Origin of the sequence: Pseudomonas sp. R1-15, assembly GCF_051132085.1 — a bacterium.
In the GTDB taxonomy this organism is placed as follows: Bacteria; Pseudomonadota; Gammaproteobacteria; order Pseudomonadales; family Pseudomonadaceae; genus Aquipseudomonas.
Genome location: NZ_CP071660.1, coordinates 4,995,630 through 5,019,777, shown reverse-complemented (window position 1 = coordinate 5,019,777; position 24,148 = coordinate 4,995,630). Strand labels below are relative to the sequence as shown.

General features: G+C 60.8%; 20 protein-coding genes, 2 tRNA genes and 1 pseudogene. 9 read left to right on the top strand and 14 right to left on the bottom strand.

From position 1 onward, the window contains the following. Positions 1-167: 167 nt before the first annotated feature. Both J3P97_RS22645 and rimI read left to right on the top strand, forming a co-directional pair. Complete coding sequence (locus J3P97_RS22645) at positions 168-953, top strand: energy transducer TonB (RefSeq protein ID WP_434672807.1); 786 nt, start codon at positions 168-170, stop codon at positions 951-953. Beyond that, the gene (rimI, locus tag J3P97_RS22640) at positions 946-1,398 is read left to right on the top strand and encodes a ribosomal protein S18-alanine N-acetyltransferase (RefSeq protein ID WP_003205585.1); all 453 of its coding nucleotides are present in this window, start codon (positions 946-948) and stop codon (positions 1,396-1,398) included. Before J3P97_RS22645 ends, rimI begins: the two co-directional genes overlap by 8 nt. Before the next feature lie 202 nt (positions 1,399-1,600). Here rimI and J3P97_RS22635 read toward each other — a convergent pair whose 3' ends face one another. After that, positions 1,601-2,005: a serine kinase/phosphatase gene (locus J3P97_RS22635; protein WP_434672806.1), complete on the bottom strand. Its 405-nt coding sequence runs from the start codon at positions 2,003-2,005 to the stop codon at positions 1,601-1,603. A gap of 133 nt (positions 2,006-2,138) precedes the next feature. Here J3P97_RS22635 and can point away from each other — a divergent pair, with 133 nt between their 5' ends. Then, positions 2,139-2,783 (top strand): carbonate dehydratase, encoded by a 645-nt coding sequence (can, locus tag J3P97_RS22630; RefSeq protein WP_434672805.1) that lies wholly within the window; start codon positions 2,139-2,141, stop codon positions 2,781-2,783. Positions 2,784-2,875: 92 nt separating this feature from the next. Here the strand turns inward: can and J3P97_RS22625 are convergent, their stop codons facing one another. After that, entirely contained in the window at positions 2,876-4,042 is a 1,167-nt protein-coding gene (locus J3P97_RS22625) for a hypothetical protein (protein ID WP_434672804.1), read from the bottom strand. A 111-nt stretch (positions 4,043-4,153) separates the two neighbouring features. Continuing rightward, complete coding sequence (locus J3P97_RS22620; RefSeq protein WP_434571825.1) at positions 4,154-5,572, bottom strand: short-chain fatty acid transporter; 1,419 nt, start codon at positions 5,570-5,572, stop codon at positions 4,154-4,156. Positions 5,573-5,745: 173 nt separating this feature from the next. Here J3P97_RS22620 and J3P97_RS22615 point away from each other — a divergent pair. Further along, positions 5,746-6,519 (top strand): annotated as a pseudogene (locus J3P97_RS22615) (PAS domain-containing protein); the annotation flags it as partial. Between the two features lie 156 nt (positions 6,520-6,675). Beyond that, positions 6,676-7,107: a methyl-accepting chemotaxis protein gene (locus tag J3P97_RS22610; RefSeq protein ID WP_434605209.1), complete on the top strand. Its 432-nt coding sequence runs from the start codon at positions 6,676-6,678 to the stop codon at positions 7,105-7,107. 160 nt (positions 7,108-7,267) lie between these two features. Here J3P97_RS22610 and ggt read toward each other — a convergent pair whose 3' ends face one another. Further along, on the bottom strand, positions 7,268-9,124 hold the full coding sequence (gene ggt / locus J3P97_RS22605; protein WP_434672803.1) for a gamma-glutamyltransferase: 1,857 nt from the start codon (positions 9,122-9,124) through the stop codon (positions 7,268-7,270). 111 nt (positions 9,125-9,235) lie between these two features. After that, positions 9,236-10,036: a response regulator transcription factor gene (locus J3P97_RS22600; protein WP_434571828.1), complete on the bottom strand. Its 801-nt coding sequence runs from the start codon at positions 10,034-10,036 to the stop codon at positions 9,236-9,238. Between the two features lie 124 nt (positions 10,037-10,160). Between J3P97_RS22600 and J3P97_RS22595 the strand changes: the two genes are divergently transcribed. Both J3P97_RS22595 and J3P97_RS22590 read left to right on the top strand, forming a co-directional pair. Beyond that, complete coding sequence (locus tag J3P97_RS22595) at positions 10,161-10,982, top strand: carbon-nitrogen hydrolase family protein (protein ID WP_434601837.1); 822 nt, start codon at positions 10,161-10,163, stop codon at positions 10,980-10,982. Between the two features lie 220 nt (positions 10,983-11,202). Beyond that, positions 11,203-12,528, top strand: coding sequence for an APC family permease (locus J3P97_RS22590; protein WP_434672802.1), 1,326 nt, complete (start codon positions 11,203-11,205; stop codon positions 12,526-12,528). A gap of 125 nt (positions 12,529-12,653) precedes the next feature. Here the strand turns inward: J3P97_RS22590 and J3P97_RS22585 are convergent. Together J3P97_RS22585 and J3P97_RS22580 are read right to left on the bottom strand one after the other, a co-directional pair. Next, positions 12,654-12,730: transfer RNA gene (locus J3P97_RS22585), tRNA-Met, on the bottom strand. A 103-nt stretch (positions 12,731-12,833) separates the two neighbouring features. Then, positions 12,834-14,891: a methyl-accepting chemotaxis protein gene (locus J3P97_RS22580; protein WP_434672801.1), complete on the bottom strand. Its 2,058-nt coding sequence runs from the start codon at positions 14,889-14,891 to the stop codon at positions 12,834-12,836. Positions 14,892-15,225: 334 nt separating this feature from the next. Here J3P97_RS22580 and J3P97_RS22575 point away from each other — a divergent pair, with 334 nt between their 5' ends. Next, entirely contained in the window at positions 15,226-16,443 is a 1,218-nt protein-coding gene (locus tag J3P97_RS22575; protein WP_434672800.1) for an MFS transporter, read from the top strand. A 385-nt stretch (positions 16,444-16,828) separates the two neighbouring features. Further along, entirely contained in the window at positions 16,829-18,904 is a 2,076-nt protein-coding gene (locus J3P97_RS22570) for a calcium-binding protein (protein WP_434672799.1), read from the top strand. A gap of 53 nt (positions 18,905-18,957) precedes the next feature. On the opposite strand, the gene ychF is transcribed toward J3P97_RS22570, so the two are convergent. The 7 genes from ychF to lolB form a co-directional block, all read right to left on the bottom strand. After that, positions 18,958-20,058, bottom strand: a complete 1,101-nt coding sequence (gene ychF / locus J3P97_RS22565) for a redox-regulated ATPase YchF (RefSeq protein WP_060740647.1) — start codon at positions 20,056-20,058, stop codon at positions 18,958-18,960. A gap of 22 nt (positions 20,059-20,080) precedes the next feature. Further along, complete coding sequence (pth, locus tag J3P97_RS22560; protein ID WP_047735973.1) at positions 20,081-20,665, bottom strand: aminoacyl-tRNA hydrolase; 585 nt, start codon at positions 20,663-20,665, stop codon at positions 20,081-20,083. A gap of 164 nt (positions 20,666-20,829) precedes the next feature. Further along, positions 20,830-21,432, bottom strand: coding sequence for a 50S ribosomal protein L25/general stress protein Ctc (locus J3P97_RS22555; protein WP_186612429.1), 603 nt, complete (start codon positions 21,430-21,432; stop codon positions 20,830-20,832). Between the two features lie 142 nt (positions 21,433-21,574). Beyond that, on the bottom strand, positions 21,575-22,516 hold the full coding sequence (locus tag J3P97_RS22550; protein WP_003171603.1) for a ribose-phosphate pyrophosphokinase: 942 nt from the start codon (positions 22,514-22,516) through the stop codon (positions 21,575-21,577). A 47-nt stretch (positions 22,517-22,563) separates the two neighbouring features. Beyond that, positions 22,564-22,638, bottom strand: a tRNA-Gln gene (locus J3P97_RS22545). A 37-nt stretch (positions 22,639-22,675) separates the two neighbouring features. Next, positions 22,676-23,527, bottom strand: coding sequence for a 4-(cytidine 5'-diphospho)-2-C-methyl-D-erythritol kinase (ispE, locus tag J3P97_RS22540; protein ID WP_434571840.1), 852 nt, complete (start codon positions 23,525-23,527; stop codon positions 22,676-22,678). A 1-nt stretch (position 23,528) separates the two neighbouring features. Beyond that, positions 23,529-24,146, bottom strand: a complete 618-nt coding sequence (lolB, locus tag J3P97_RS22535; RefSeq protein WP_434601833.1) for a lipoprotein insertase outer membrane protein LolB — start codon at positions 24,144-24,146, stop codon at positions 23,529-23,531. Between the last annotated feature and the right edge of the window lie 2 nt (positions 24,147-24,148).

Below are 24,148 nucleotides of genomic sequence, written 5' to 3'. Positions count from 1 at the left end.
GGTTGGCAATTAAAAGCGGCGATTGTACTGCATCGCGCCGGTTGCTATTCACCCCCGAGACGGACTGTCGTCGCGTATCGCTCAACTATCGGCTCAACAGGGAAGCGATCCGCGCCGAAGGGCGGTAGAATCCTCCCCACTTTCAGTTTTCCACAAGTGGCCGACCCTTGCTTATCGAGTCCCGCCGCCGCGCCTATCTGACCGCCATGCAGGTGGTCAACTGGCTGCCGCGTACCGAATTGCCATTTGCCGCCCCGTCGCGGCCCGAGCTGCTGGAAGCACCTGAGCCGATGGAGGTCGCGCCGCCCCAGGCCGTGCCCGTCGCCAAGGCCGTTGCCGAACCGTTGGTGCCCGCTGTCGAACGGCCGAAAGTCGAAGTCCCGCGTCCGAGCCTGGCCTCGACCCGGACCAACGCCAAACCGGTGGAAGAGGTCGACGAAGCGCCGGCCCCGGTGAAGGTTGCACAGGTGCCGCCGCCACGTTTCGCCCTGCAACTGCTGCGAGCCGGGCGTTGCCTGCTGCTGGTGGAGTTACCCACCGGCGAACCCTTCCAGAGCCGCGATCCAGCCTACTTGCTGCTCAAGGACATGCTGCGTGCCGCCGGCCTGCCGGACAGCCCGCAAATCATCGGCGAGCCGGTGCGCTGGCCATTGTTATCGCGCGGCACGATGGACCAGGGGCCGGAGGCGGCGCGGGATTTTGTCCAGGGATTTGTTTCGGCGCGTCTGGAAGATGAACCGTGCGTGTGTCTGTGGCTGATCGGCCTGCCGGCAGTGAGGTTCGCCGGCGAGGCGGATGCCGAAGCGTTCAACCGTGAATTGCAGGTCGAAGGCCTGGGCTCGGCCTGGGCGTTGCCTGGACTGGAATCGTTAATGGAAACGCCACGGCACAAGGCTGACGTCTGGCAAGCCATGCGCCGGCTGATGGCGCGCTGGAAAGAATCGAATGAGTGACGCTGTATCGTTCCGCCCGATGACCGAGGCGGACCTCGACGCTGTACTGAAGATCGAATACGCGGCCTACAGCCATCCCTGGACCCGCGGGATATTTCTCGACGGGCTGGGCAAATACCAGATCTGGCTGATGTTCGAAGGCCAGCAGCAAGTCGGCCATGGCGTGGTGCAGATCATCCTCGATGAGGCGCACCTGCTAAATATCACCGTCAAGCCGGAAAACCAGGGGCGCGGCCTGGGTTTGCGGCTCTTGGAACACTTGATGTCGATTGCCTACAAGGCGGAGGCACGCGAATGCTTCCTGGAAGTGCGCGACAGCAATCGCACGGCGTTCCGGTTGTATGAGCGTTATGGTTTCAACGAGATTGGCCGGCGGCGGGATTACTACCCGGCGGTGGGCGGGCGTGAAGATGCGGTGGTCATGGCCTGTACCTTGGTGGACTGAATCAAGGGCTTTGATGTTGACTGAGCCACCGCCTTCGCGAGCAGGCTCGCTCCCACAGGGATTTGGCGGCGTACATCAAATCCTGGGTACACCGTGTGGGAGCGGGCCTGCCCGCGAAGGCGGCGGTGCAGTCGGCATCAATGCAAGCTGACCCAGCGCTTTCGCGAGCAGGCTCGCTCCCACAAGGGACTGGCGAGGTTGCTCAGCGCTTGCCATTCAACGGGTCGATATCGGCCATTTCCGCTTCGTCCAGGCCGTCGCCGCCGCCGATATCATTTTCGCCCACGACGCTCAGGTCCCAATCGGCCTGTTCACCTTCACCGGCCTCCAGGGCGTCCCTGGCGCCGTCATCACGGATCAGGGTCTCGGGGCTCAGATCATCTTCGGTCGGCTGGCGGTCATCCATCGAGGCCCCCGTCATGCCTGCTTCGCGCACACGTTCGTCCGGTATCAGTTGCTCGCGCTCGTTTTCAGGCAGCTCGTCGCCGATCCTGGCTTCGTATTCATCGTCATCGAATTCCAGCTCACGCATCGAGCCCATGCGGTCTTCGTTGTCGTCGATGGGTTCCGGTTGCACCGCATCGTAGGGACGTCGTGAATCATTCATGGCAATTCCTCATACTGTGGGCCTTACTATGAGTCGACCGGCTGCGGTGCCAGGAATTCCAACGCGCTGCCGACGTGACCTCGACCGGCGGTCGTCTGTCACAGTTGCGCACTCTCTATCGAGGCTGGACAGCATGAATGAATTACAAGATCTGATTGATAACAACGCGCGCTGGGCCGATGCGATCAAGCAGGAGGATCCTGACTTCTTCGCCAAGCTGGCTCGTCAGCAAACCCCCGAATACCTGTGGATCGGCTGCTCCGACGCGCGAGTGCCGGCCAACGAAATCGTCGGCATGTTGCCAGGTGATCTGTTTGTGCACCGTAACGTGGCCAACGTGGTGTTGCAGACCGACCTGAACTGCCTTTCGGTGATCCAGTACGCCGTGGACGTGCTCAAGGTCAAGCACATCCTGGTCACCGGCCATTACGGCTGCGGCGGCGTGCGTGCCTCGATGCAGGACCGCCAGCTCGGCCTGATCGACGGCTGGCTGCGCTCGATTCGCGACTTGTACTACGAGCACCGCGAAGCGTTGGCCAAATTGCCGACCGAAGAGGAACGGGTGGACCGCCTGTGTGAACTCAACGTGATCCAGCAGGTGGCGAACGTCGGTCACACCAGCATCGTCCAGAATGCCTGGCACCGCGGGCAGAAACTGTCCATTCATGGTTGCATCTATGGGATCAAGGACGGGCGCTGGAAAAGCCTGGACACCACGATCAGCGGTTTCGAGCAGTTGCCACCGCAGTATCGCTTGCGTCCTGTAGACGCGCCCTGAGCGTAGACGTCAGTGATCAGCATCGTCGCTGATTGACGGCAGCGGCGCTTTCCCGCGTCAGCCAAGGCTCACGCGGGAAGGCTCCGTCAGGTTCAGACTGATTCAGCTGGCAGCGGCATAGGCATAGGCACCTTCAATTGCTGAAGTTGCGACTTGATCGCCGGCGCCGCGCATTTTGTCGCCGCTTCGGCCGGCGTCAGTTTGCGAATCGAGGTATAGAACAACTCGCAGGTCTTCTCTTTCTGGGTAACCTGCCAGGTCTGCGTGCATTGGTTCAGTTGCTGGGTCGGATCGGTATCGGGCTTGCTGCCCATCCCGGCTTGCCAGCATGCGGCGCTCAGGTCCTGTCCCATGACTTTCAAGCCGGCAGCATCTGCCTTGGCCTGGTCACCGTCATAGCTTTCAGGGTCGGCGGCGTACCAGATATAGCTGGGGTGATTGGAGCCGAGTACCGGAACCTTGACGCCTTCTGTCGGTGTGATGGTCGCCAGGCCGAGCACATTCACGGTCGGGCCGTATTGGGTCTTGATCCAGTTCCGAACCGGAGCGCCGAAGGCCACCATCGGCAGTGCATTGCCGCTTGCGTTCTGGCTGACCTGCTTGACCATGGTGGTCTGGTAGTCGTTGAAATAATCGTAGACGCCTTCCAGCGCCTGGCCGGCGTTGGACGGGGCGGCGATCGGCGCGATGTCGATGATCGTCTGGTAGGCCGGCGTCTGGTCGGCGGCGATGCCATTGGCGGTCAGCAGCGTGGCCCAGCGGTCGGTAGTGGCCGATTCGAGGTAATCCTGGGCCTGGGTCAGCGAGTAATCCGGCGGGAAGTGCAGCAACTCGACGCTCTTGCGGTTTTCCAGGGCCATGCCCAAGGGCAGGAACAGGTACCAGTTGTAGGCCCACTTTTTGTCATTGTTGAGTTTCGTCGCGCCGTTGTACGCCAGGTCTCCGGCGTTGAGCAGCGCGGCCAGCGGTTGGCCGTAGCTTTTCGGGACTCCGCTGATGTTCGCGTAGACGATGTCGTTATCGCGCTTGACGCTGACCTTGGCCGCGCCGTAGCCGTCGCGCTGAACGCTTTGGGTCAGGTAATGCTCGACGGTCTGCTCCAGCGTCCAGTTGCGAAAACAGATGACGTTGCAGTTGTTGGGGTAGGCGAAGAGACGGGTGACACGTTCGGTACTGCCCAGTTGTACATCGATGTCGGCGGCATGGGCGGCGGCACTGAAGGCCAGGGCGGCGAGAGAGAATACGGCGAGTTTGGACATGCTCAGATCCTTTTCAGCGTGTGAGCCCTTTGAACAGGGTGTATCCATACTGAAACAGACGAAGCCGAAGAAGAAGTGGGCCGATGTAAATATCGGCCCTTTTTTATGGCTTTATGGCATCACCGGCGGTAAATAGGTCAACGTAGTCCCCAACGCCCAGAGCAGTACCAGCACCAGAGGGGTGTGTACCAGCAGTTGCACAAAGGAAAAACCGATCAGATCCCTGGCCTTCAGCCCCAGGACACCCAGCAGCGGGAGCATGTAGAACGGATTGATCAGGTTCGGCAGCGCCTCGGCGGCGTTATAGATCTGCACGGCCCAGCCCAGGTGATAGTTCAGGTCATTGGCCACCTGCATGACGTAGGGGGCTTCGATGATCCACTTGCCCCCGCCCGAGGGAATGAAGAAGCCCAGCACCGCCGAATAGACGCCCATCAACAAGGCGTAGGTATCATGCGACGCGATCTGTACGAAAAAGGTCGAGATATGGTGGGCCAGCGTCTGCGCGTCGCTGCCCTTGACCGTGGTCAGCAGCGCGGCGATCGAACCGTACAGCGGAAACTGGATCAACACCCCGGTGGTGGTCGGCACCGCGCGGGCCACGGCGTCGAGAAAGCTGCGCGGGCGCCAGTGCAGCAATGCGCCGAGCATGATGAACAGGAAGTTGTAGGTGTTCAGCCCGGAAATGGCACTGATCGCAGGCTTGGTGGAAAACTCATGGAACAGCCAGCCGGCAGCCAGCAGCACCAGGGCGATGGTCAACAGCGGGCTGTGTTCCAGCCATTCTCCTGGACGGGTGCGAGGCTGCAACGCCGGCATGCTGAAACTCGGATCGATCCCGCAGGCGGCGGCATCACGGGCGCTGTTGGGCCCTGGAGCGGTGGCGTAGGCGACGATCAGCGAAATCACGATCAGCGCCAGCAACATCACCCCGGACTGCCAGAGGAAAATGGTCTGGGTGAACGGAATGACGCCCGTGATGGACAGGATCGATGGCGGCAGGCTGGCCGGGTTGGCCTGCAGTTGCGCGGCCGACGAAGACAATCCCAGCGCCCACACCGCGCCCAGGCCCAGATAGGCGGCGGCACCGGCGGCGCGATAATCCATTTTCAAGTCGCTGCGCCGGGCGAGTGCCCGCACCAGCAGGCCGCCGAACACCAGCGACAGGCCCCAGTTGAGCAGCGACGCGACCATGGAAATCAAGGCCACCCAGGCCACCGCGCTGCGGCCGTTTTTTGGAACCCGTGCCAGGCGATCGATCAGCTTGACGGCGGGCGGCGAACTGGCGACCACGTAACCGCCAATCACCACGAAGGCCATTTGCATCGTGAACGGAATCAGGCTCCAGAAGCCATCGCCAAACGCCATCGCCGCTGCCGTGGGCGTAGCGCCGATGAACTGCGTGGCGATTGCGACCACCAGCACCGCCAGCGCGGCGAAGACCCAGGAGTCGGGAAACCAGCGCTCGGCGAAACTTGAGCAGCGCAATGCGAAGCGGGCGGAGCGGCTGTCTTCAATGTCAGTGGTCACGGCAATCACCTCGGTTTTTATGGTTATGGGTATCTGGTGCGACGAAGCACCAGCGGTCGGACGCCAACGGTGGAACATTCCAATGACCGTGGAAGCCGGACCGGCGTTCGAGCGCCACTGGATTATTTTTCAGGCCGACCAGCGGCACTCTTCAGAAACAAATCGCCAAGCCGATGGCATGGGAACACAACAGATTCTCTGCCTGCCGGAGCATGCCCATGTTCAACACCCGCCTCAAGCAGGAGCTGCTGGCTCTTCGCCAAGAACTCTCGAGCATCATGCAAGTCAAGGAAAGCCTGGATCGAGAGATGTTGGCGCTGACCCTGGACGCCGAGGGGCGGGTGCAATCGGTCAATCAGAACTTTCTCGATGAGATGCACTACAAGAGCCAGGACTTGATTGGCCGCGCTGTCGAGGACCTGGTGCCGGCCTACCTGAGGTCCAACGAATTCCAGATTCGTTTCAAGACCGCGCTGACCCGCGGTGAGCACTTTTCCGGTGCCGTTCGCCTGGTACGAGGCAACGGCGACGAGGCCTGGCTACGCTCGATCCTCCAGCCGGTACGGGATGCCAATGGGCGAATCCGCTATTTCTCGATGTACTCCAGTGACCTGACCCGTACCATCGAAAATTCCCGCGAGCATGAAAACCTGATCGGCGCCCTGGTCCGTTCGACAGCGGTGATCGAGTTCGACCTGGGCGGCCACGTCCTGACAGCGAACGGTCGTTTTCTCAATGCCATGGGCTACAACCTTGCGCAGATCAAGGGCAAGCACCACCGCACGTTTTGCGAACCCGAGGAGTACAACAGCGCGGCCTACCAGACCTTCTGGAAACGCCTGAACAACGGGGAGTTTGTCGCCGGCCGCTTCAAGCGCCTCGACAGCAATGGCCGTGAGGTATGGCTGGAGGCTTCCTACAATCCGGTACTCGACGCCAACGAGCGCCTTTACAAAGTGGTCAAGTTCGCGACCAATATCACCGATCAGGTCAATCAGGAAAAAGCCGTCGCCGAAGCCGCCAGCATCGCCTACAGCACGTCATTGCAGACCGATAACAGCGCCCAGCGCGGAACCACCGTCGTGACCCAGGCGGTGGACGTGATGCGTGACCTGGCCCGACACATGCAAACCGCCGGTCAAGGTATCGAGGCCCTGAACGAGCAGTCCCTGGTCATCGGGACCATCGTCAAGACCATCAGCGGCATCGCCGAACAGACCAACCTGCTGGCGCTCAACGCGGCCATCGAGGCTGCTCGGGCCGGTGAGCAGGGACGCGGTTTCGCAGTGGTCGCCGATGAGGTCCGGCAACTGGCTTCGCGAACCAGCCAGGCGACCGACGAGATCATTGGCGTGGTCCGCCAGAACCAGGACATGGCCCGCAATGCCGTGGCGCTGATGACCGATGGTCAACATCAGGCCGAACAGGGCCTGGCCCTGGCAGCCGAGGCGGGAACGGTCATCGTCGAGATCCAAGACGGGGCGAAAAAGGTGGTGGATGCGGTGAGCCAGTTCGCCAATCAGCTGTCGACTTGAGAACTTGCTGAGTGAGCCGCCTTCGCGAGCAGGCTCGCTCCCACGGTTGATCGGGGTTGTCACAGGTATCACGCAGATCCATTGTGGGAGCGAGCCTGCTCGCGAAGGCGTCAACCCATCCACCATCAAAACAAGCGGACCTCACCTGATCCCCGCGCGCTCAATCCCCCAGCGCCTCTCCCTCACGCCGCGGATCCGCCCCGCCAGCCAGTGAAGCCTTGCCTTGCGCATCGCGCACCCGAACGATGGCCTGGGTGCCGCTGGTCATGTCGATCTCGCTCACCGTGTGGCCCTGGTTTTTCAGCGCCTGGATCAGCGTCGGGCTGAACTGGCCCTGCTCCAGTTCGGTGGCGCCGTTGCGGCTGCCGAAGTTGGGCAGGTTGATGGCGGCTTGCGGGTCCAGGTTCCAGTCCAGCAGGCCGATCACCGACTTGGCGACGTATTCGATGATCTGCGATCCGCCCGGCGAACCAATCGCGGCTAGGAATTCGCCACTCTGGCGATCGAAGATCAGCGTCGGTGCCATGGACGATCGCGGGCGTTTGCCGGGCTCGACGCGGTTGGCGACTTTCTGTCCGTTCTCTTCGGGTATGAACGAGAAATCGGTCATCTGGTTGTTGAGCATGAAGCCCTGCACCATCAAGTGCGAACCGAAGGCCGACTCCACCGTGGTGGTCATCGACACGGCGCCACCCTGGTCATCCACCGCCACCACTTGCGAGGTGGAAATGCGCAGGGGCGAGCGGTCCGGTGCGTAGGCCACCTGGATGCCCGGCGGTGTGCCGGGCTTGGCGATACCGATGCTGCGTGGGCCGATCAGGCTCGCGCGACTGGCCAGATAGGCCGGATCGACCAGACCCTTGAGCGGCACCGGGACAAAGTCCGCATCGGCGACATACTGGGCGCGGTCGGCGTAGGCCAGGCGTTCAGCCTCGGAAATCAGGTGCACCGCTTGCGGCGCCGGCTCGATACCCGCGGGCTTGTCTGACGGTAGCGGTTTCAACGGCGCGAGGGCCGAGCGGCTGTCGCGATGTTCCAGGGCCTGCAATGTCCCGAGGATCTGCGCCACGGCGATCCCGCCGGACGACGGTGGCGCCATGCCACAGACTTGCCAGCGCTTGTAGTCGGTGCACAACGGCGCGCGTTCCCGGGCGGCGTAACCCTTGAGGTCGCTCAGCGAAAGGCTGCCGGGATTGCCATGGCCTTGCACTTTGGCGACGATCTCCGCAGCCACCGGCCCCTCATACAACGCGCTGGGACCTTCGTGGGCAATACGCGAAAGTACGCCGGCCAAGGCAGGATTTTTCAGCAGCGTGCCCACCGCTTTCGGGCTGCCATTGGCGTTGAGGAAATAGGCGGCCATCTCGGGCGAGCTGGGCAAGGCTGTATCGGCGGTAATCATCGAGTGCAGCCGGGGGGAAATCCTGAAGCCCTGTTCCGCCAGTTTGATGGCCGGCTCGAACAGCGTCGCCCATTCCAGGCGACCGTGTTTGCGATGAGCCAGTTCCAGCGCGCGCAACACGCCAGGCGTGCCTACCGAACGGCCGCCGATCTGCGCGGCGGCAAACGGCATGGGTTTGCCGTCGGTCTGGATGAAGAGTTTTTCGCTGGCGCCGGCCGGTGCCGTTTCGCGACCGTCGTAGGTGCGCACCGCCTTGCCGTCCCACAGCACAATGAACGCGCCGCCGCCGATGCCGGAAGACTGCGGTTCCACCAGCGTCAGCACTGCCTGCATCGCAATCGCCGCGTCGATGGCCGAGCCTCCACGCCGGAGCATTTCCCGCCCGGCCTCGGCCGCCAGAGGATTGGCCGCAGCGGCCATGTGCCGGTCGGCGTGGCGAGTCTGCAGGTCGGTGCGGTAGCCGGAAGCGATTTCCGGAGCGGTGGGCAATGGCGGGGCAGTCGTGGAGGCGGGCGGCGTCTTACAGGCAACGAGTGTCAGGGCGACAGCCAGCAGCGAAACGGCTGACAGGCGATGAAGATTCGATTTGAGGTCTGAAAGCACGTGTCGCTCCATCCATGGGCCAGGGATATTGAGGCCGACTGTAGCGATGCGGGACGTGGGGCGCAAATCAGCAAGGGCGTGCTTCTTTCAATAAGCGCTATTCTGCGTCGCTCCATAGACACGTCAGGCATTCTGCGCCTGGAGAAAAATCGAAAACAGCTCGGACTGGGACTTGATCCCCAGTTTGCTGTACATGTGCTTCTTATGGACTTTCACGGTCTCGACAGAAATTTCCAGCTTGCGGGCGACTTCCTTGCTGGAGCAGCCACTGAGCATCAAGCGCCCGACATCCAGCTCCCGCGCCGTCAATTGCGCGCCTTTGAGCTGCTGCACTGACGCTTCCAGCTGCACTCGCCAGTCGACTTGCGACGGTGCTGGCGCGAGGGCCACGACCTCATTGATTTCATAAGGCAGACGCTGGCGCAACAGGCCGAGTACCCAGGGCTGGATCAGTGACAGCAGCGCAATCTGCTCGCCACTGAAGCGCTGCTTGCTGCCCAACGACAGGCACAGCGTGCGGTCGCCTTCGAGCTGGCAATTGAACTGGATTTCATCGGATACCACATTCAGCCGAAAGTAGCGTTGGTAATACTCGGTCAGCTCGAAATGTTCCGGTGCGACTTCCGAGAGGCGATACAGCCCGGTGCGCGACTGCTCGCGACAGGCGATGTAGAACGGATCGAGCAGATACAAACCGCGCAGGTAATCCTGGAACAACTGATCGGGGGTGCCGTCCGCGCCCGGGCACTCGGCGAACACTTGTGGGCGCTGGTCGGCACTGAAAAGCAACGCCACCCAACTGTCGAAGGGGACGTACTGATCCAGCAGCCGTACCAGCTGCGTCCAGAAATTGGGCTTGTCCAAGGCGTCGATCAGTTGCCCGACCGAGCGGTGCCACGCGATGTCATCCAGCGAAAGTGTCATGCCTCTACCCCTATCGGGTTACCCCAGCGGCGTGATTTCCCGGCCGCGGGCTTGCTGCGCATACTGGCGCACAGACACCGAGCGGGCAATCTTTCTACCCGCCGATCAAGAACAAGGAATACCCATGAAAGTCGAACTCGCCCAGTTGGCGGGCCGTGATAACGCCACGGCTTACAACCTCGAACGCGCGCTCAAGGCGATTGCCGCGTGTGCCGCCGATACGCAGATGATCGTGTTCCCCGAAACCCACCTGATGGGTTTTCCATCGCTTGAGACGGTGGCAGAAACCGCCGAACCGCTGGACGGACCGACCGTCAGCGCGGTGCTCGCTGCGGCTCGGGAACATGACGTTGCCGTGGTGATCGGCGTGGCCGAGAACGACCGCGGCCGCTTTTACAACACCACGCTGCTGATCACGCCACAAGGCATTGCGCTGAAATATCGCAAGACACACCTGTGGGCGTCGGATCGCGGGGTGTTCGAGGCCGGCGACCGTTACGCCACGTGTGAATGGAAAGGTGTGCGGGTCGGCCTGCTGATCTGCTACGACATCGAATTCCCGGAAACCGCCCGAGCCCTGGCGCAATTGGGGGCCGAACTGCTGATCGTCACCAACGGCAACATGGATCCCTACGGCCCGACCCACCGCACCGCAATCATGGCCCGCGCCCAGGAAAACCAGGCGTTTGCGCTGATGGTCAACCGGGTGGAGGAGGGCGACGGCGGGTTGGTGTTTGCAGGCGGCAGTGCGTTGGTGGACCCGCTGGGCAAATTGTTGTTCGAGGCCGGGCGGGAGGAAGGGCAGTTTGCGGTGGAGCTGGACCTGAACCAGCTGACGGCGGCGCGGCATGATTATCGGTATCTGGATGACCAACGCCTGAAGTTGCCGGGGGAAATTGTCGAGCATGCCTGTGGATTGCGCGAGCTGCTGATTCCTGCGCGTTGATCCTGATCCTGTGTGGGTAGGGCTGACGCATTCGCGGGCAGGCCCGCTCCCACACTGGATGTGAACGCCAGAGATCAACTGTGGGCGCGGGCCCGCCCGCGAAGAGGCCCTGAGCAGCAACATCTCTTTGCTGAAGAAAAACCAGAACAACAACGTAACACCCGAAAACTTGCGCCGAACTCGGCTCTGCCATAAATCCAATAATTCGGAGTAGTCGCTCATGGCTCGTTTACAACGCACCCTGTCATTGAGGTCGGTGGTGCTGTTCGGCATCGCTTATATGACACCGATCATTGTCCTCGGCACCTTCGGCATCCTCGCTCAATCCACCGCCGGCATGGTCCCCGCCGCTTATCTCGCGGCACTGGTGGCGATGTTTTTCACCGCGATGAGCTACGGCCGCATGGCCGCAGCGTTCCCCGTCGCCGGTTCGGCCTACAGCTACGTGCGCAAGGCGATCAGCCCGAAACTCGGGTTCATCGCCGGTTGGGCGGTGCTGCTCGATTATCTGTTCCTGCCCATGGCGATCTGGCTGATCGGCGCGGCCTACCTCCATTCTGCATTTCCGGCGGTGTCGCAGTGGATCTGGGTGCTGCTGTTCATCGGCATAACCAGTGCGATCAATATCGTCGGTCTGAAACTGGCCAACGGTATCAACGCGTTATTGATGCTGGTGCAGTTCCTGGTACTGATCGCCTTCGTTGCGCTGTGCGTTCATTACATCGGCGGTGATGCGAGCACACCGTTGTGGTCGGTCAAGCCGTTCTTCAACGGTGACATGCAGATGCCGCTGATCATGAGCGGTGCAGCCATCGCCTGTTATTCCTTCCTCGGGTTCGACGCGGTCAGCACCTTGACCGAAGAAACCCGCGACCCGCGCCGGACCATTCCGCGCGCGATCATGCTGATCACCCTGATCGGCGGATTGATCTTCGTCAGCGTGTCGTATTTCGTGCAGGTCGCGCATCCGTCGTTCCAGTTCGACAGCGTCGATGCGGCGGCCTATGAAATTGCCCGCAATATCGGTGGCGACCTGTTCGTGTCGATCTTCCTGATCGGCCTGATCGTTGGCCAGTTCGCGTCGGGGCTGTCGGCTCAGGCCAGCGGCTCGCGGTTGCTGTTCGCCATGGGCCGTGACGGTGTGCTGCCAAAATCCTTCTTCGGTACCTTGCATGAGCGCTTCGGGACGCCGATCAACAGCATCCTGTTGTGCGCAGTGGTCGCGTTGCTGGCGCTGAAACTGGACGTCACCACCTCCACCTCGTTCATCAACTTCGGCGCGTTCCTGGCGTTCAGCCTGGTGAACCTGTCGGTGATCTTTCACTACTGGATCGGCGCAGAAAAGAAGGGCCCGCGTGAATTCGTATTGTTCCTGCTGTTCCCGTTCATAGGGCTGGCAGCGGATGTGTGGCTGATGGTCAGCCTCGATCACCTGGCGATCTATCTGGGCCTGAGTTGGCTGGCGATCGGCGTGGTGTACCTGGCGGTGCTGACGGGCGGCTTTCAGCGCCAGCCACCGGAGATGGATTTCCAGGAGACTGCATAACCGCACTGCAACCTGGAGGGATATACGAAGGAGGGGAGAAGGAGATACAGCCAGAAACAAGAAAGCCCGCACTAGGCGGGCTTCTTGTTGTTCAAAGGTATTCGAGAACATCTTTGAACAGGACTTGGTGGCTACACAGGGACTTGAACCCCGGACCCCAGCATTATGAATGCTATGCTCTAACCAACTGAGCTATGTAGCCAAGTGGCGCGCATTATTCGCTGGTAACGAAGATGTGTCAAGCGTGAATCAAAAATATTTCTCTGCGCTTTCAACCGCTTATCCATCCTCGCCGCCAGCGCTTGTCAGCCGAGTTGAAATCTCCCCGTGTTCGCGCTCAAGGCCTGGCTGCCTTGGCTCAATGTGTCCGCCGCCAGGTTCACGGCGCGGGCACCTTCCAGCAAGCGCATGGCGGCCTGATCCACCTGTTGGATATTGCCGCTGACTTCGTCGGCGGTGCTGGCCTGTTCGTCAACCGCGGTGGCGATTTGCGCCAGGGTATCGGTGACGCTTTGCACGGCGCTGGCAATTTCGCCCAGTCGTTCGCCAAGCCCGGTGACGGCTTGGGCGTCGGTCTGGGCCTGGCCGCAGGCGGCCTCCATCAGGCTGACGGCCTCGTTGACCGTGGCGCGCAGGCTGTCGACGGTGCCGGCAATCTGCTGCGTCGAGGACTGGGTGCGCTGCGACAGGCTGCGCACTTCATCGGCAACCACGGCAAACCCGCGGCCTTGTTCGCCGGCGCGGGCGGCCTCGATGGCGGCGTTGAGCGCCAGCAGGTTGGTCTGCTCGGCCACGCCACGAATGGTGTCGACCACCAATTGGATCTGCTGGCCCTGCTCGCTGACCCGGCCCAGCGCCGCGGCGGTTTCGTTGAGACGCTGGTTGAGTTGCTGGATGCTCGCCGTGGTGCGCTGGCTGTCGCGACTGCTGTCGGCGGCGATCTGGCGGGTCTGTTGGGCGCTGTCGGATGCCTGTTCACAACTTCTCGCGACGCCTTGGGACGTTGCCGCCAGTTGCGTCGCGGCAGCGGCGATCTGGCTGATCTGTATCTGTTGTGCCTCGACCTCGCCCAGGGCTCCGCTGGAATGGGTGTTGAGGGTGCGCACGGCATCGCTCAGTTGCAGGGTCTCGTGGTCGACGCCCAGCAGGCTGTTGCGCAATTGCACCACGGCGACGTTGAGAGCGGTGCTGATCGCCGCCAGTTCGTCGCGGCCCTGCACCGGCACTTGCACGCTCAGGTTCCCGTCACGCAGGGCTTCGGCCAGCACGGTGATGCCGCTGGCGCTGCGCCGGATCGAGGTCTGCAGGCAGATGAACAGATACAGCGCGGCCAGCAGCAGGCAGCCCAGCACGGTGGCCACCAAGGTGAATTGGCGGATCGCCGAGCTGTGATAATGCTCCAGCCGGGTATCCAGAGCGATCAACGATTGTTGGCGCAGGGTCGCCAGATCGAGGAGGAGGGCATCCATCTGTTTCTCGAAGCCTTCCGGCTTGAGATTGATGGCACCGCCGAACACGCCGTCATCGAGGATTTTCAAACCGCCGTCGAGGTTTTTCAGGCTGCCCTGGAACTGGCCGGCCCAGGTTTGCAGCTCGCTGGGCAGGCGCGTTTCCAGCAGCGCACCGGTCTTGACCAACTGGTCGCGGGCATCGCCGATGCGGCTGCGCAAGTCGCGCAGTTGCAGGCGGCTCTGCAGAGTAAACTGGCCCGACACTACCGAGGCCTGGCCAACGCTGGCCAGGCGGCCGACACGTTCGATCAGCTCGGGTGTCTGCTGGGTCGAGATCTGGGTCAGCAGATAGGTTTCCAGCCAGGAGGCGAGCGTCAGGCGATTGTCCATGACGATCTGTTCACGCAACGCTTGCAGCGCGCCGAGGGCCGCGGTGAAACGATCATAGCCGTCCGGCCACCAACCGACGGTGCCGAGGCTTTTGGAATCCAGGCCGTTGAGACTGGTTTGCAATGTCTGATAGCGGGCGAGGGTGTCGGCCTCCGCGCCTTCGGCTTGCAGGGTCGCGCCGAGGTCGCTGGCGGCCTGGTTGAGCGCCGGTTGCACGGCCTCGAACGCGGCCATGGCGGCCAGTGTCGCCGGGGTCGGTTGGCGGTTGGTTTCCGTTGCTCTCCAGCGCGCCGCGCGATTGCGCTGGGCGGCGAGCAGGTTGTCCAGGTTGTCCAGCGCCAGCAACTGACGCACCCCTGCACGTTCCCCGGAAATCAGGTTGAGCTTGTCCCGGTAATCCTGGCCGATCAGCCACAGGCTGCCCATGAGCGGCAGGATGAACAACAGGAACAACAACTGGAATTTACGGGCGAAACCAAAATGCCCCAGCAACCGGATGCCCGGTGATAGAAAAGCCTGCATGCCCATACTCCCCTGGACACCCTTTGCACTGTTTTTGTGCGTTTCGACACGCTTGTCGAAACAGGTGCCCTTTTAAAAGGCCTCGAAAGTTTGTCCAGGCTGGCTCTGTGGGCCTGCTCTGTAGCGAAACTTCCCATTCTCGGTCCCCTTTGTAAGGAGCCGCGTCGTAGAGCATAAACAAGGCAAGATTCAGACCATGGCGTTGCGCTATCACCTTGTTCGGCGACTATTTTTTATAGGTAGATAGCAAGCTAAGGGGATAGCCTTGCCGCACCGAAAAATGGCACATTGACGCACCTGCCCGTGTGCACCCATCCGCCGTATGGAAACTCCCATGGCTATCAGCGATACCCAGGCCGACACGACGTCGCCAGCCTCCACGCCTCAAAGCAGCCCGTTAGTCATGCGCATCATTGGTGCGGTGGCGCTGGCCCATCTGATCAATGACCTGATCCAGGCCGTGCTGCCGTCAATCTATCCGATGCTCAAGGAAAGCTACGGCCTGACGTTTACCCAGGTCGGCCTGATCACGCTGACCTTCCAGCTGACGGCCTCGCTGCTGCAGCCCTGGGTGGGTTATCACACTGATCGGCACCCCAAGCCCTGGCTTTTGCCGGCAGGAACAATCTGCACCTTGGTCGGTATCGTGATGATGTCGATGGTCGGCAGTTTTGCCTTGATCCTGCTGGCGGCCGGGTTGATCGGGATCGGCTCCTCGACCTTCCACCCCGAGGCGTCGCGCGTGGCACGCCTGGCCTCCGGCGGCCGCTACGGCCTGGCACAATCGACGTTCCAGGTGGGCGGCAACGCCGGCTCCGCCTTCGGGCCGTTGCTGGCGGCGGCGATCATCATTCCCTACGGGCAGGGCAACGTGGCCTGGTTTGGCTTGTTCGCGCTGTTCGCCTTGTTCGTGCTGTACCGCATCAGCCGCTGGTACGCCAATCACCTGAACCTGTTCAAGCTCAAGCAAGGCCAGGCGGCGACCCACGGCTTATCCAGGGGCCGGGTCTTGAGCGCCTTGGTGGTGCTGGGGTTACTGGTGTTTTCCAAGTATTTCTACATGGCCAGTTTCACCAGCTACTTCACCTTCTACCTGATCGAGAAATTCGACCTGTCGGTGGCGTCATCCCAGTTGCACCTGTTCCTGTTTCTTGGCGCGGTAGCGGCCGGAACGTTTTTTGGCGGACCGATCGGTGACCGGATCGGACGCAAGGCGGTGATCTGGTTCTCGATCCTCGGCGTGGCGCCATTCACGCTGATCCTGCCTCACGTCGATCTGCTGTGGACCAGTATCCTCAGCGTAGTGATCGGCTTCATCCTGGCCTCGGCATTCTCCGCCATCGTGGTGTATGCCCAGGAACTGGTGCCGGGCAACGTCGGGATGATTGCCGGCGTGTTCTTCGGCCTGATGTTCGGTTTCGGCGGGATCGGCGCCGCGCTGCTGGGGCATCTGGCAGACATCCGTGGCATCGAATATGTGTACTGGTTGTGTTCGTTCCTGCCGTTGCTTGGGGTGCTGGCGATTTTCCTGCCGAGGACCAAAAAAGCCTGAGGCGGGCGCAATGCTCCTTCCTGATATTCGTTTCTGACGGTGGGCGGGTGAGCACTCCCCGCCACCGGATCCGTAGCCGCCGCATATTCGCACAGACGAATCACCCTTCAATGACTGTGTCGTTGGCTCGCTCCATGTACGGGAGCGAGTCGATGGTGTCGGTCACCAGTGCACCCCGACGCCAGACGTTCCTTTGGTCGTCTTCCTCCAGTCGCAAGTGAACTTGCCGCTCGTTTGATATCTCCGAAAAAAGCGATCATCTCGATCAGCTCCGACGAGGCCAGTGGCCACCAAAACCACTGGTCTTGCTCATGGTCGGGCGGCGTGCAAACCCTGATCGCTTTACTAGAGTGACGAATCCAGCACCCATTTAAAGGATTAAATCATGGCAACTACCGATAGCACGGGAACCAGTTCCCATATCGTGAGAACGGGCCCGGGCACTGTCCAGGTCGACCTCACCGGCCATTCCGATGACAACCAGAGCATCATTATCCAGCCGGACGGCAAGATACTGATTGGCGGTTATACCGAATACCTGGCATGGGGTTATCCCGGCGCGCCAGGCGAGGAAAGCTACGGCTACGAGCAGAACCATTCGGTTGTCCGCCTGAACGCCGATGGCAGCCTGGACACCGGCTTCCACGACGGCGGCGTCGACATTGTTCCTGCCACGATAGCCCCGTCTTCCCGCTACGAGCTGACGGCGGTGCAGGCCGATGGCAAGGTGCTTGTCGCTGTCGCGCTGAACACCGGCATACAGGTGGAGCGCTTCAACAGCGACGGGACACGCGATGCAGCCTTTGGTCAGAACGGCGCCGTGACGGTCGCCATCAGCCATGACTTCAAGGACATCGACCTGACGGCCAACACGGATGGCACCTTCCAGGTCAGCGCGCGCGGGTTCGACCAGGCCACTATCACCAAGGTCGGCGATGACGGCACCCTTGTCGACGGCTTTGGCAACGAGGGCGTACTGACCGTCAACATTGCCGAAGACCCGTATTTCAACGGAGCAATCTCTACTGCGGTGCAGGCCGATGGAGGTGTCGTGGTCGGGGCTGCCTACAATGCCGCCGGGGCGGGTGATCCGACGTTCGCATTACAGCGCTACAACCCCGACGGTCAATTGGACACCCGTTTTGGTGACAACGGTGTCCTGCACTTGAGCGCTGCGATGGGTTTTGGCGAAGACTCGACGGTCACCGTTCAGGCTGACGGCAAGATCGTTGTCATGGGCCATGCTCAGGGCGGTACCTTGGCCACCATCGCGCGGCTTAACGCTGACGGGTCCTTCGACAGCCACTTTGGCGATAACGGCAGGGTGACCTTCGAGGCCGACACGCCAGTGGCATTGACGGTACAGACAGATGGCAGGATCCTGGCCGCCGGCACGAGCAACGGCGATTTCAGTGTCATCCGCTTGAACGCCGATGGCAGTCTGGACAGCAGTTTCGGCAGCCACGATGGCAAGCTCCATGTGGATGGGTACGCCGGTGAGGAAATCCTCCGGGGGACCGCTGCCGCCGAAATCATCCACGGCCTGGCCGGCGACGATGTGCTCCAGGGCAATGGCGGGCGTGACGTTCTGCAAGGTGGCGCTGGCGCGGACATCTTCCGCTTTACCGAACTGGGCGACAGTTTCCGCACGGCTGCGCTGAACAACAGCGACCGGGTCCGGGACTTCGATGTCTCACAGGACCGCATCGACCTGATTGGCCTGGGCTTCACCGGGATTGGCGACGGCCATGACGGCACCTTGGCCATCCAGGCCAGCGCGGACGGCACCCGCACCTACCTCAAGAGCTACGACGCCGATGCCGCCGGGCAACGCTTTGAACTGTCCCTGGACGGCAATCTGGTAGGGCAACTGAACAGCACCAATCTGGTGTTTACCGCGCCCACCGTCGAAGGTACGTCTGCCAACGATACGATCACCGGTTCGGCCTTGTCAGAGATCATCCGTGGCCTGGACGGCAATGACCGTATCAACGGCGGCGCCGGAGCAGACGTCATCATCGGTGGCGCGGGCGCCGACCGTCTCAACGGCGGAGACAGGGCCGACATTTCGTTGTGGACGGACAATCGGGAAAACGCCGACGTATTCCGCTATCTCTCCACCGAAGACAGCTACTGTACCGACAGCCAGAGCTTTGCCGACCTTATCGAAGGCTTTACGGTTGACGACAAGATCGATGTATCGGCACTGGGCTATACCGGCTTCGGAGAGGGGACGGACACGACGCTGAAGTTGGTTTACAACGAGGCATTGGACCGCACTTACCTGAAGGATGCGGAAGCGGACGCGCAAGGCCATGCGTTCCAGATTGCGCTGGCTGGGGACTGGCGGGAAAGCCTTGGCGAAGACAACATGGTCTTTGCTCCCGCTGCGGCTCCCGACGCCGAATTAGGCCTGATCGGGGTGGTGCCAGACGTCGATCAATGGCATTTGTTGAGTTGACGCCCATAAAAAACACCGCGTGACAGTTGCTGCCACGCGGTGTTTTTTTTATTTCAAACGTTGAAGCGGAAGTGCATCACGTCGCCATCCTTGACGATGTATTCCTTGCCTTCCAAGCGCCATTTACCGGCTTCCTTGGCACCGGCTTCGCCCTTGTACTGGATGAAATCCGAGTAGGCGATGACTTCAGCGCGGATGAAGCCTTTTTCGAAGTCGGTGTGGATTACGCCGGCGGCTTGCGGGGCGGTCGCGCCAACACGAACGGTCCAGGCGCGGACTTCTTCTACACCGGCGGTGAAATAGGTCTGCAGGTGAAGCATTTCGTAGCCGGCGCGGATCACGCGGTTCAGGCCAGGCTCTTCCAGGCCCAGGGCCTCGAGGAACATATCCTTCTCTTCACCGTCGTCCAGCTCGGCGATTTCCGCTTCGATCTTGTTGCAGACCGGAACGACCATGGCACCTTCTTCTTCGGCGATGGCCTTGACCACGTCCAGATGCGGGTTGTTCTCGAAACCGTCTTCAGCGACGTTGGCGATGTACATGACCGGCTTGGTGGTCAGCAGGTGGAAGCCCTTGATCACCAGTTTTTCATCGGTGCTCATGTTCTTCATCAGGCTGCGGGCAGGTTTGCCTTCAGTGAAGTGGGCGATCAACTGCTCAAGCAGGCCCTTCTGGACTACTGCGTCCTTGTCGCCACCCTTGGCGTTGCGAGCGACTTTCTGCAGTTGTTTTTCGCAACTGTCGAGGTCGGCAAAAATCAGTTCCAGGTCGATGATTTCGATGTCGCGTTTCGGGTCGACGCTGTTGGAAACGTGAATCACGTTTTCGTCTTCAAAGCAGCGCACCACGTGGGCGATTGCATCGGTTTCACGGATGTTCGCCAGGAACTTGTTGCCCAGGCCTTCACCTTTCGAGGCGCCCGCCACCAGGCCGGCGATATCGACGAATTCCATGGTGGTCGGCAGGATGCGCTTGGGGTTGACGATGGCTGCCAGGGCTTCCAGGCGCGGGTCGGGCATCGGCACGATGCCGCTGTTCGGCTCGATGGTGCAGAAGGGGAAGTTCTCGGCCGCGATCCCGGATTTGGTCAGGGCGTTGAACAGGGTGGACTTGCCGACGTTAGGCAGGCCGACGATGCCGCAATTGAATCCCATGGTGTTTCCCCTCGGATAAGTGTCAAGCCTTCTGGCTGTGCAGGTTTTTCATCGCACGGTTCCATTCACCGGCGAGGATATCCGGCAGCACGCCGAGGGCAAAATCGATGCTGGCATCGAGTTTTTCCTGTTCGGCGCGAGGTGCGCGACCCAGGACAAAGTTTGAAACCATACTGGCAACGCCCGGGTGGCCAATGCCGAGCCGCAGGCGGTAGAACGTATTCTGATTGCCCAATTGCGCGATGATGTCGCGCAACCCGTTGTGACCGCCATGGCCGCCGCCCTGCTTGAGCTTGGCAACGCCCGGAGGCAGATCGAGTTCGTCGTGGGCCACCAGGATTTCTTCAGGCTTGATGCGAAAGAAACCGGCCAATGCCGCCACGGCCTGGCCGCTGCGGTTCATGTAGGTGGTGGGAATCAACAGGCGAACATCCTGACCTTGATGCGAAAAGCGCCCGGTCAGGCCGAAATATTTGCGATCGGCAGCCAGGCTGACGCCTTGGGCGTGCGCGATGCGCTCAACAAAAAGGGCCCCTGCGTTATGCCGGGTCTGTTCGTATTCAGCGCCTGGATTTCCCAGGCCAACGATCAGTTTGATGGCAGTCACGATAGGGGCCCTTCCTGGAGTGTGGATAACATGTCGCGGTCAGGTGTATGGCGACAACGAACGAAAATTGCGGATCTACCGTTAAGTAAACTTCGCGTTCTTGCCCGTTGTCTCGCTACGTTCCAGTCCGCGATGTTTCCGGTCACCCCGGCGACAGAGTGAAATTACTCTGCAGCGCCTTCTTCAGTAGCTTCTGGAGCAACACGTGGAGCGTGGACGTTGGCAACAGCCTTGTCATCACCGTGAGCCAGGGCAACAAACTCAACGCCTTTAGGGGCCTTGAGGTCGGACAGGTGAATGATCGTGCCGATTTCGGCGTCAGCCAGGTCGACTTCGATGAATTCAGGCAGGTCTTTCGGCAGGCAGGAAACTTCCAGTTCGGAAGTCACGTGCGAGATCTCGCCGCCTTTCTTGACCGGAGCAGCTTCGTTGATGAAGTGCACTGGAACAACAGCAGTCAGCTTCTGACCGGCAACAACGCGGACGAAGTCAGCGTGCATCACGTGGCCTTTGGCCGGGTGACGCTGCAGGGCTTTGATCACGACGTTTTGCTTGGTGCCACCAACGTTCAGCTCGATGATGTGGCTGTAGGCCGCTTCGTTTTCGAGCAGTTTGGCAACTTCTTTGGCCAGCATGCTGATGGACTCAGGGGCTTTGTCGCCACCGTAGACTACAGCTGGAACCAGGCTTGCGAGACGACGCAGGCGGCGGCTCGCACCTTTCCCCAGGTCGGAACGCACTTCAGCATTCAGAGTAAAATCGTTCATGTTGTATCTCCAAAATAGCCATGACCGAGTGGCGTTTGCGACCAGCGCCAGGCACGGTATGGGCAAAAAAGCCCCGCCCCGACAGGTGATGCCGGGGCGGGGCGCTTTTCGTCAACGAGACATCCTGGAAAGGGCAGGGCCCTTAACGGAACATCGCACTGATCGATTCTTCATTGCTGATGCGGCGAACCGCCTCGGCAACTACCGGCGCGATATCCAGTTGACGGATACGCGCACAGGCTTGTGCTGCAGCGGACAGCGGGATGGTATTGGTTACCACCAGCTCGTCCAGCACGGAATTTTCAATGTTTTCGATCGCTCGACCCGACAGCACAGGGTGTGTGCAGTAGGCAAAGACCTTGGCAGCGCCATGCTCTTTCAGGGCCTTGGCCGCGTGGCACAGGGTGCCGGCGGTATCGACCATGTCATCGACCAGAATACAGGTGCGCCCTTCGACGTCGCCGATGATGTGCATCACTTCGGAGTGATTGGCCTTCTCACGGCGTTTGTCGATGATACCCAGATCCACGCCCAAGGATTTGGCAACAGCCCGTGCACGCACGACGCCGCCGATATCCGGGGACACGATCATCAGGTTTTCGAAGCGCTGATCTTCAATGTCATCCACCAGGACCGGGGAGCCGTAGATGTTGTCCACGGGAATATCGAAGAAGCCCTGGATCTGGTCAGCATGCAGATCGACCGTGAGTACACGATCGATGCCGACCACGGTGAGCATATCGGCGACGACTTTCGCGCTGATAGCCACACGTGCGGAACGCGGACGGCGATCCTGACGGGCATAACCAAAGTAAGGAATAACAGCAGTAATACGAGTAGCCGAGGAGCGGCGGAAGGCATCAGCCATCACGACGAGTTCCATCAGGTTATCGTTGGTCGGAGCGCAAGTCGGCTGAATAATGAAGACGTCTTTACCGCGAACGTTTTCATTGATCTCGGCAGTGATTTCGCCGTCGGAGAACTTACCGACAGAAATGTCACCGAGAGGGATATGCAGCTGACGTACTACACGCCGAGCCAGATCGGGGTTAGCGTTCCCCGTAAAGACCATCATCTTGGACACGCGCAGTACCTGAAGGCTGAGGGTATACCTGGATGAGTATAGGAAAATGGCAGGGGCGGCTGGATTCGAACCAACGCATGGCAGGATCAAAACCTGCTGCCTTACCGCTTGGCGACGCCCCTGTATCTGTTGCTGCGAGTGCCCAGCACTCGATTCCTTTTAGAGCAGACTTTGCAGCTTGCGATGCAACATCGAAACGTTGCTTCCCTTTGCTACAAACCCTGTAAGGGTCTCTGTCAGAAGGGCCGAGACTTTATCAGCTTCAGCTTTGCTTGGGAAGCCCCCAAACACACAACTTCCAGTTCCGGTGAGTTTTGCTTCGGTAAATTTACCTAACAAATTCAAAGCGTTACGAACATCTGGATAACGCCTTGCTACCACCGGTAAGCAGTCATTTCGACTGTTTCCCTTGGGAACGGGGCGCACTTTAATGGGCTCCGAGTTACGTGTCAACAGCGGATCTGAAAAAATTTCTGCTGTACTTACAGATACTTGCGGCACCAGTACCAGATACCAGGGTTCTTCGGGTTCCACCGGGGTGAGTTTTTCCCCGACGCCCTCGGCAAAAGCCGCGTGGCCACGCACGAAAACCGGTACGTCGGCGCCCAGTGTCAGGCCCAGCGCTGCCAGGCGATCCAGGTCCCAGCCAAGCTGCCACAAATGGTTTAGGCCCAGCAGAGTCGTCGCCGCATTCGAACTGCCGCCACCGATACCGCCGCCCATGGGCAGGATTTTTTCGATCCAGATGTCGATGCCCAGCGAACAACCGGATTGCTCCTGGAGTTTTTTCGCGGCCTTGACGATCAGGTTGCTGTCATGGGGCACGCCGTCGAACTCGGTGTGAAGATGGATCACGCCGTCATCGCGTACGGCAAAGGTGATCTCGTCGCCGTAGTCGAGGAACTGAAAAATCGTCTGCAATTCGTGGTAACCGTCCGGACGCCGGCCGAGGATATGCAGCATCAGGTTGAGCTTGGCCGGGGAGGGCAGCGTCAGGCGTGTTGCGCTCATGTCATTGCCCCAGCTTGCGCGGCTGCCATTGCTTGATGACCAGCGTGACGTCGAGGTTGCTGCCGTGCAGCTTGATGCGCTCGGGCAACCAGTAACCGTTCTGCCGGGCATAGCTGAGGTATTCGATCTGCCAGTCATCCTGTTCCAGATTGGACAGGCGACTGTCGGCATCCAGGGTCAGGCGGCTTTTGCTGTCCGGCGCCGGAAGGCCGCGAACCCACCAAGTGAGGTGCGATACCGGCAGTTTCCAGCCCAGCTGTTCTTCCAGCAACGCCTCGGGGCTGGGCGCCTCGTAGCGTCCCTGGTTGGCGACTTCCAGCGAAACCTGGCCTGGCCTGCCGGTCAGCCGTGCCGCGCCACGACCCAGCGGGCCGGAAAGGCGAATGTCGTAGTAATCCTGGCGCTGCAGCCAGAACAAGGTGCCGCTGCCCGAGTCTTTAGGCGCGCGAATGCCGATCTTGCCGTCGATCTGCCAGCCGTCGAGGCCGCTCAGTTGTTCCTTGTGCACGCGCCACTGGGCCTGGTTGCCTTGGCCCTGGACAGATTCGCGGGCGCCGAAGCCCGCGCAACCGGCGAGCAGGGCGATAAAACTGAAGACGATGAAGTGGCGCAAAAACATGG

Coding starts and splice junctions, on each gene's coding strand:
- ychF (WP_060740647.1), bottom strand. CDS start 20,058: ATGGGATTCAATTGCGGCATCGTCGGCCTGCCTAACGTCGGCAAGTCC.
- J3P97_RS22555 (WP_186612429.1), bottom strand. CDS start 21,432: ATGAACGATTTTACTCTGAATGCTGAAGTGCGTTCCGACCTGGGGAAA.
- J3P97_RS22595 (WP_434601837.1), top strand. CDS start 10,161: ATGAAAGTCGAACTCGCCCAGTTGGCGGGCCGTGATAACGCCACGGCT.
- J3P97_RS22590 (WP_434672802.1), top strand. CDS start 11,203: ATGGCTCGTTTACAACGCACCCTGTCATTGAGGTCGGTGGTGCTGTTC.
- J3P97_RS22625 (WP_434672804.1), bottom strand. CDS start 4,042: ATGTCCAAACTCGCCGTATTCTCTCTCGCCGCCCTGGCCTTCAGTGCC.
- J3P97_RS22580 (WP_434672801.1), bottom strand. CDS start 14,891: ATGCAGGCTTTTCTATCACCGGGCATCCGGTTGCTGGGGCATTTTGGT.
- ggt (WP_434672803.1), bottom strand. CDS start 9,124: ATGGAGCGACACGTGCTTTCAGACCTCAAATCGAATCTTCATCGCCTG.
- rimI (WP_003205585.1), top strand. CDS start 946: ATGAGTGACGCTGTATCGTTCCGCCCGATGACCGAGGCGGACCTCGAC.
- lolB (WP_434601833.1), bottom strand. CDS start 24,146: ATGTTTTTGCGCCACTTCATCGTCTTCAGTTTTATCGCCCTGCTCGCC.
- can (WP_434672805.1), top strand. CDS start 2,139: ATGAATGAATTACAAGATCTGATTGATAACAACGCGCGCTGGGCCGAT.
- J3P97_RS22575 (WP_434672800.1), top strand. CDS start 15,226: ATGGCTATCAGCGATACCCAGGCCGACACGACGTCGCCAGCCTCCACG.
- J3P97_RS22635 (WP_434672806.1), bottom strand. CDS start 2,005: ATGAATGATTCACGACGTCCCTACGATGCGGTGCAACCGGAACCCATC.
- J3P97_RS22600 (WP_434571828.1), bottom strand. CDS start 10,036: ATGACACTTTCGCTGGATGACATCGCGTGGCACCGCTCGGTCGGGCAA.
- J3P97_RS22570 (WP_434672799.1), top strand. CDS start 16,829: ATGGCAACTACCGATAGCACGGGAACCAGTTCCCATATCGTGAGAACG.
- ispE (WP_434571840.1), bottom strand. CDS start 23,527: ATGAGCGCAACACGCCTGACGCTGCCCTCCCCGGCCAAGCTCAACCTG.
- J3P97_RS22610 (WP_434605209.1), top strand. CDS start 6,676: ATGCGTGACCTGGCCCGACACATGCAAACCGCCGGTCAAGGTATCGAG.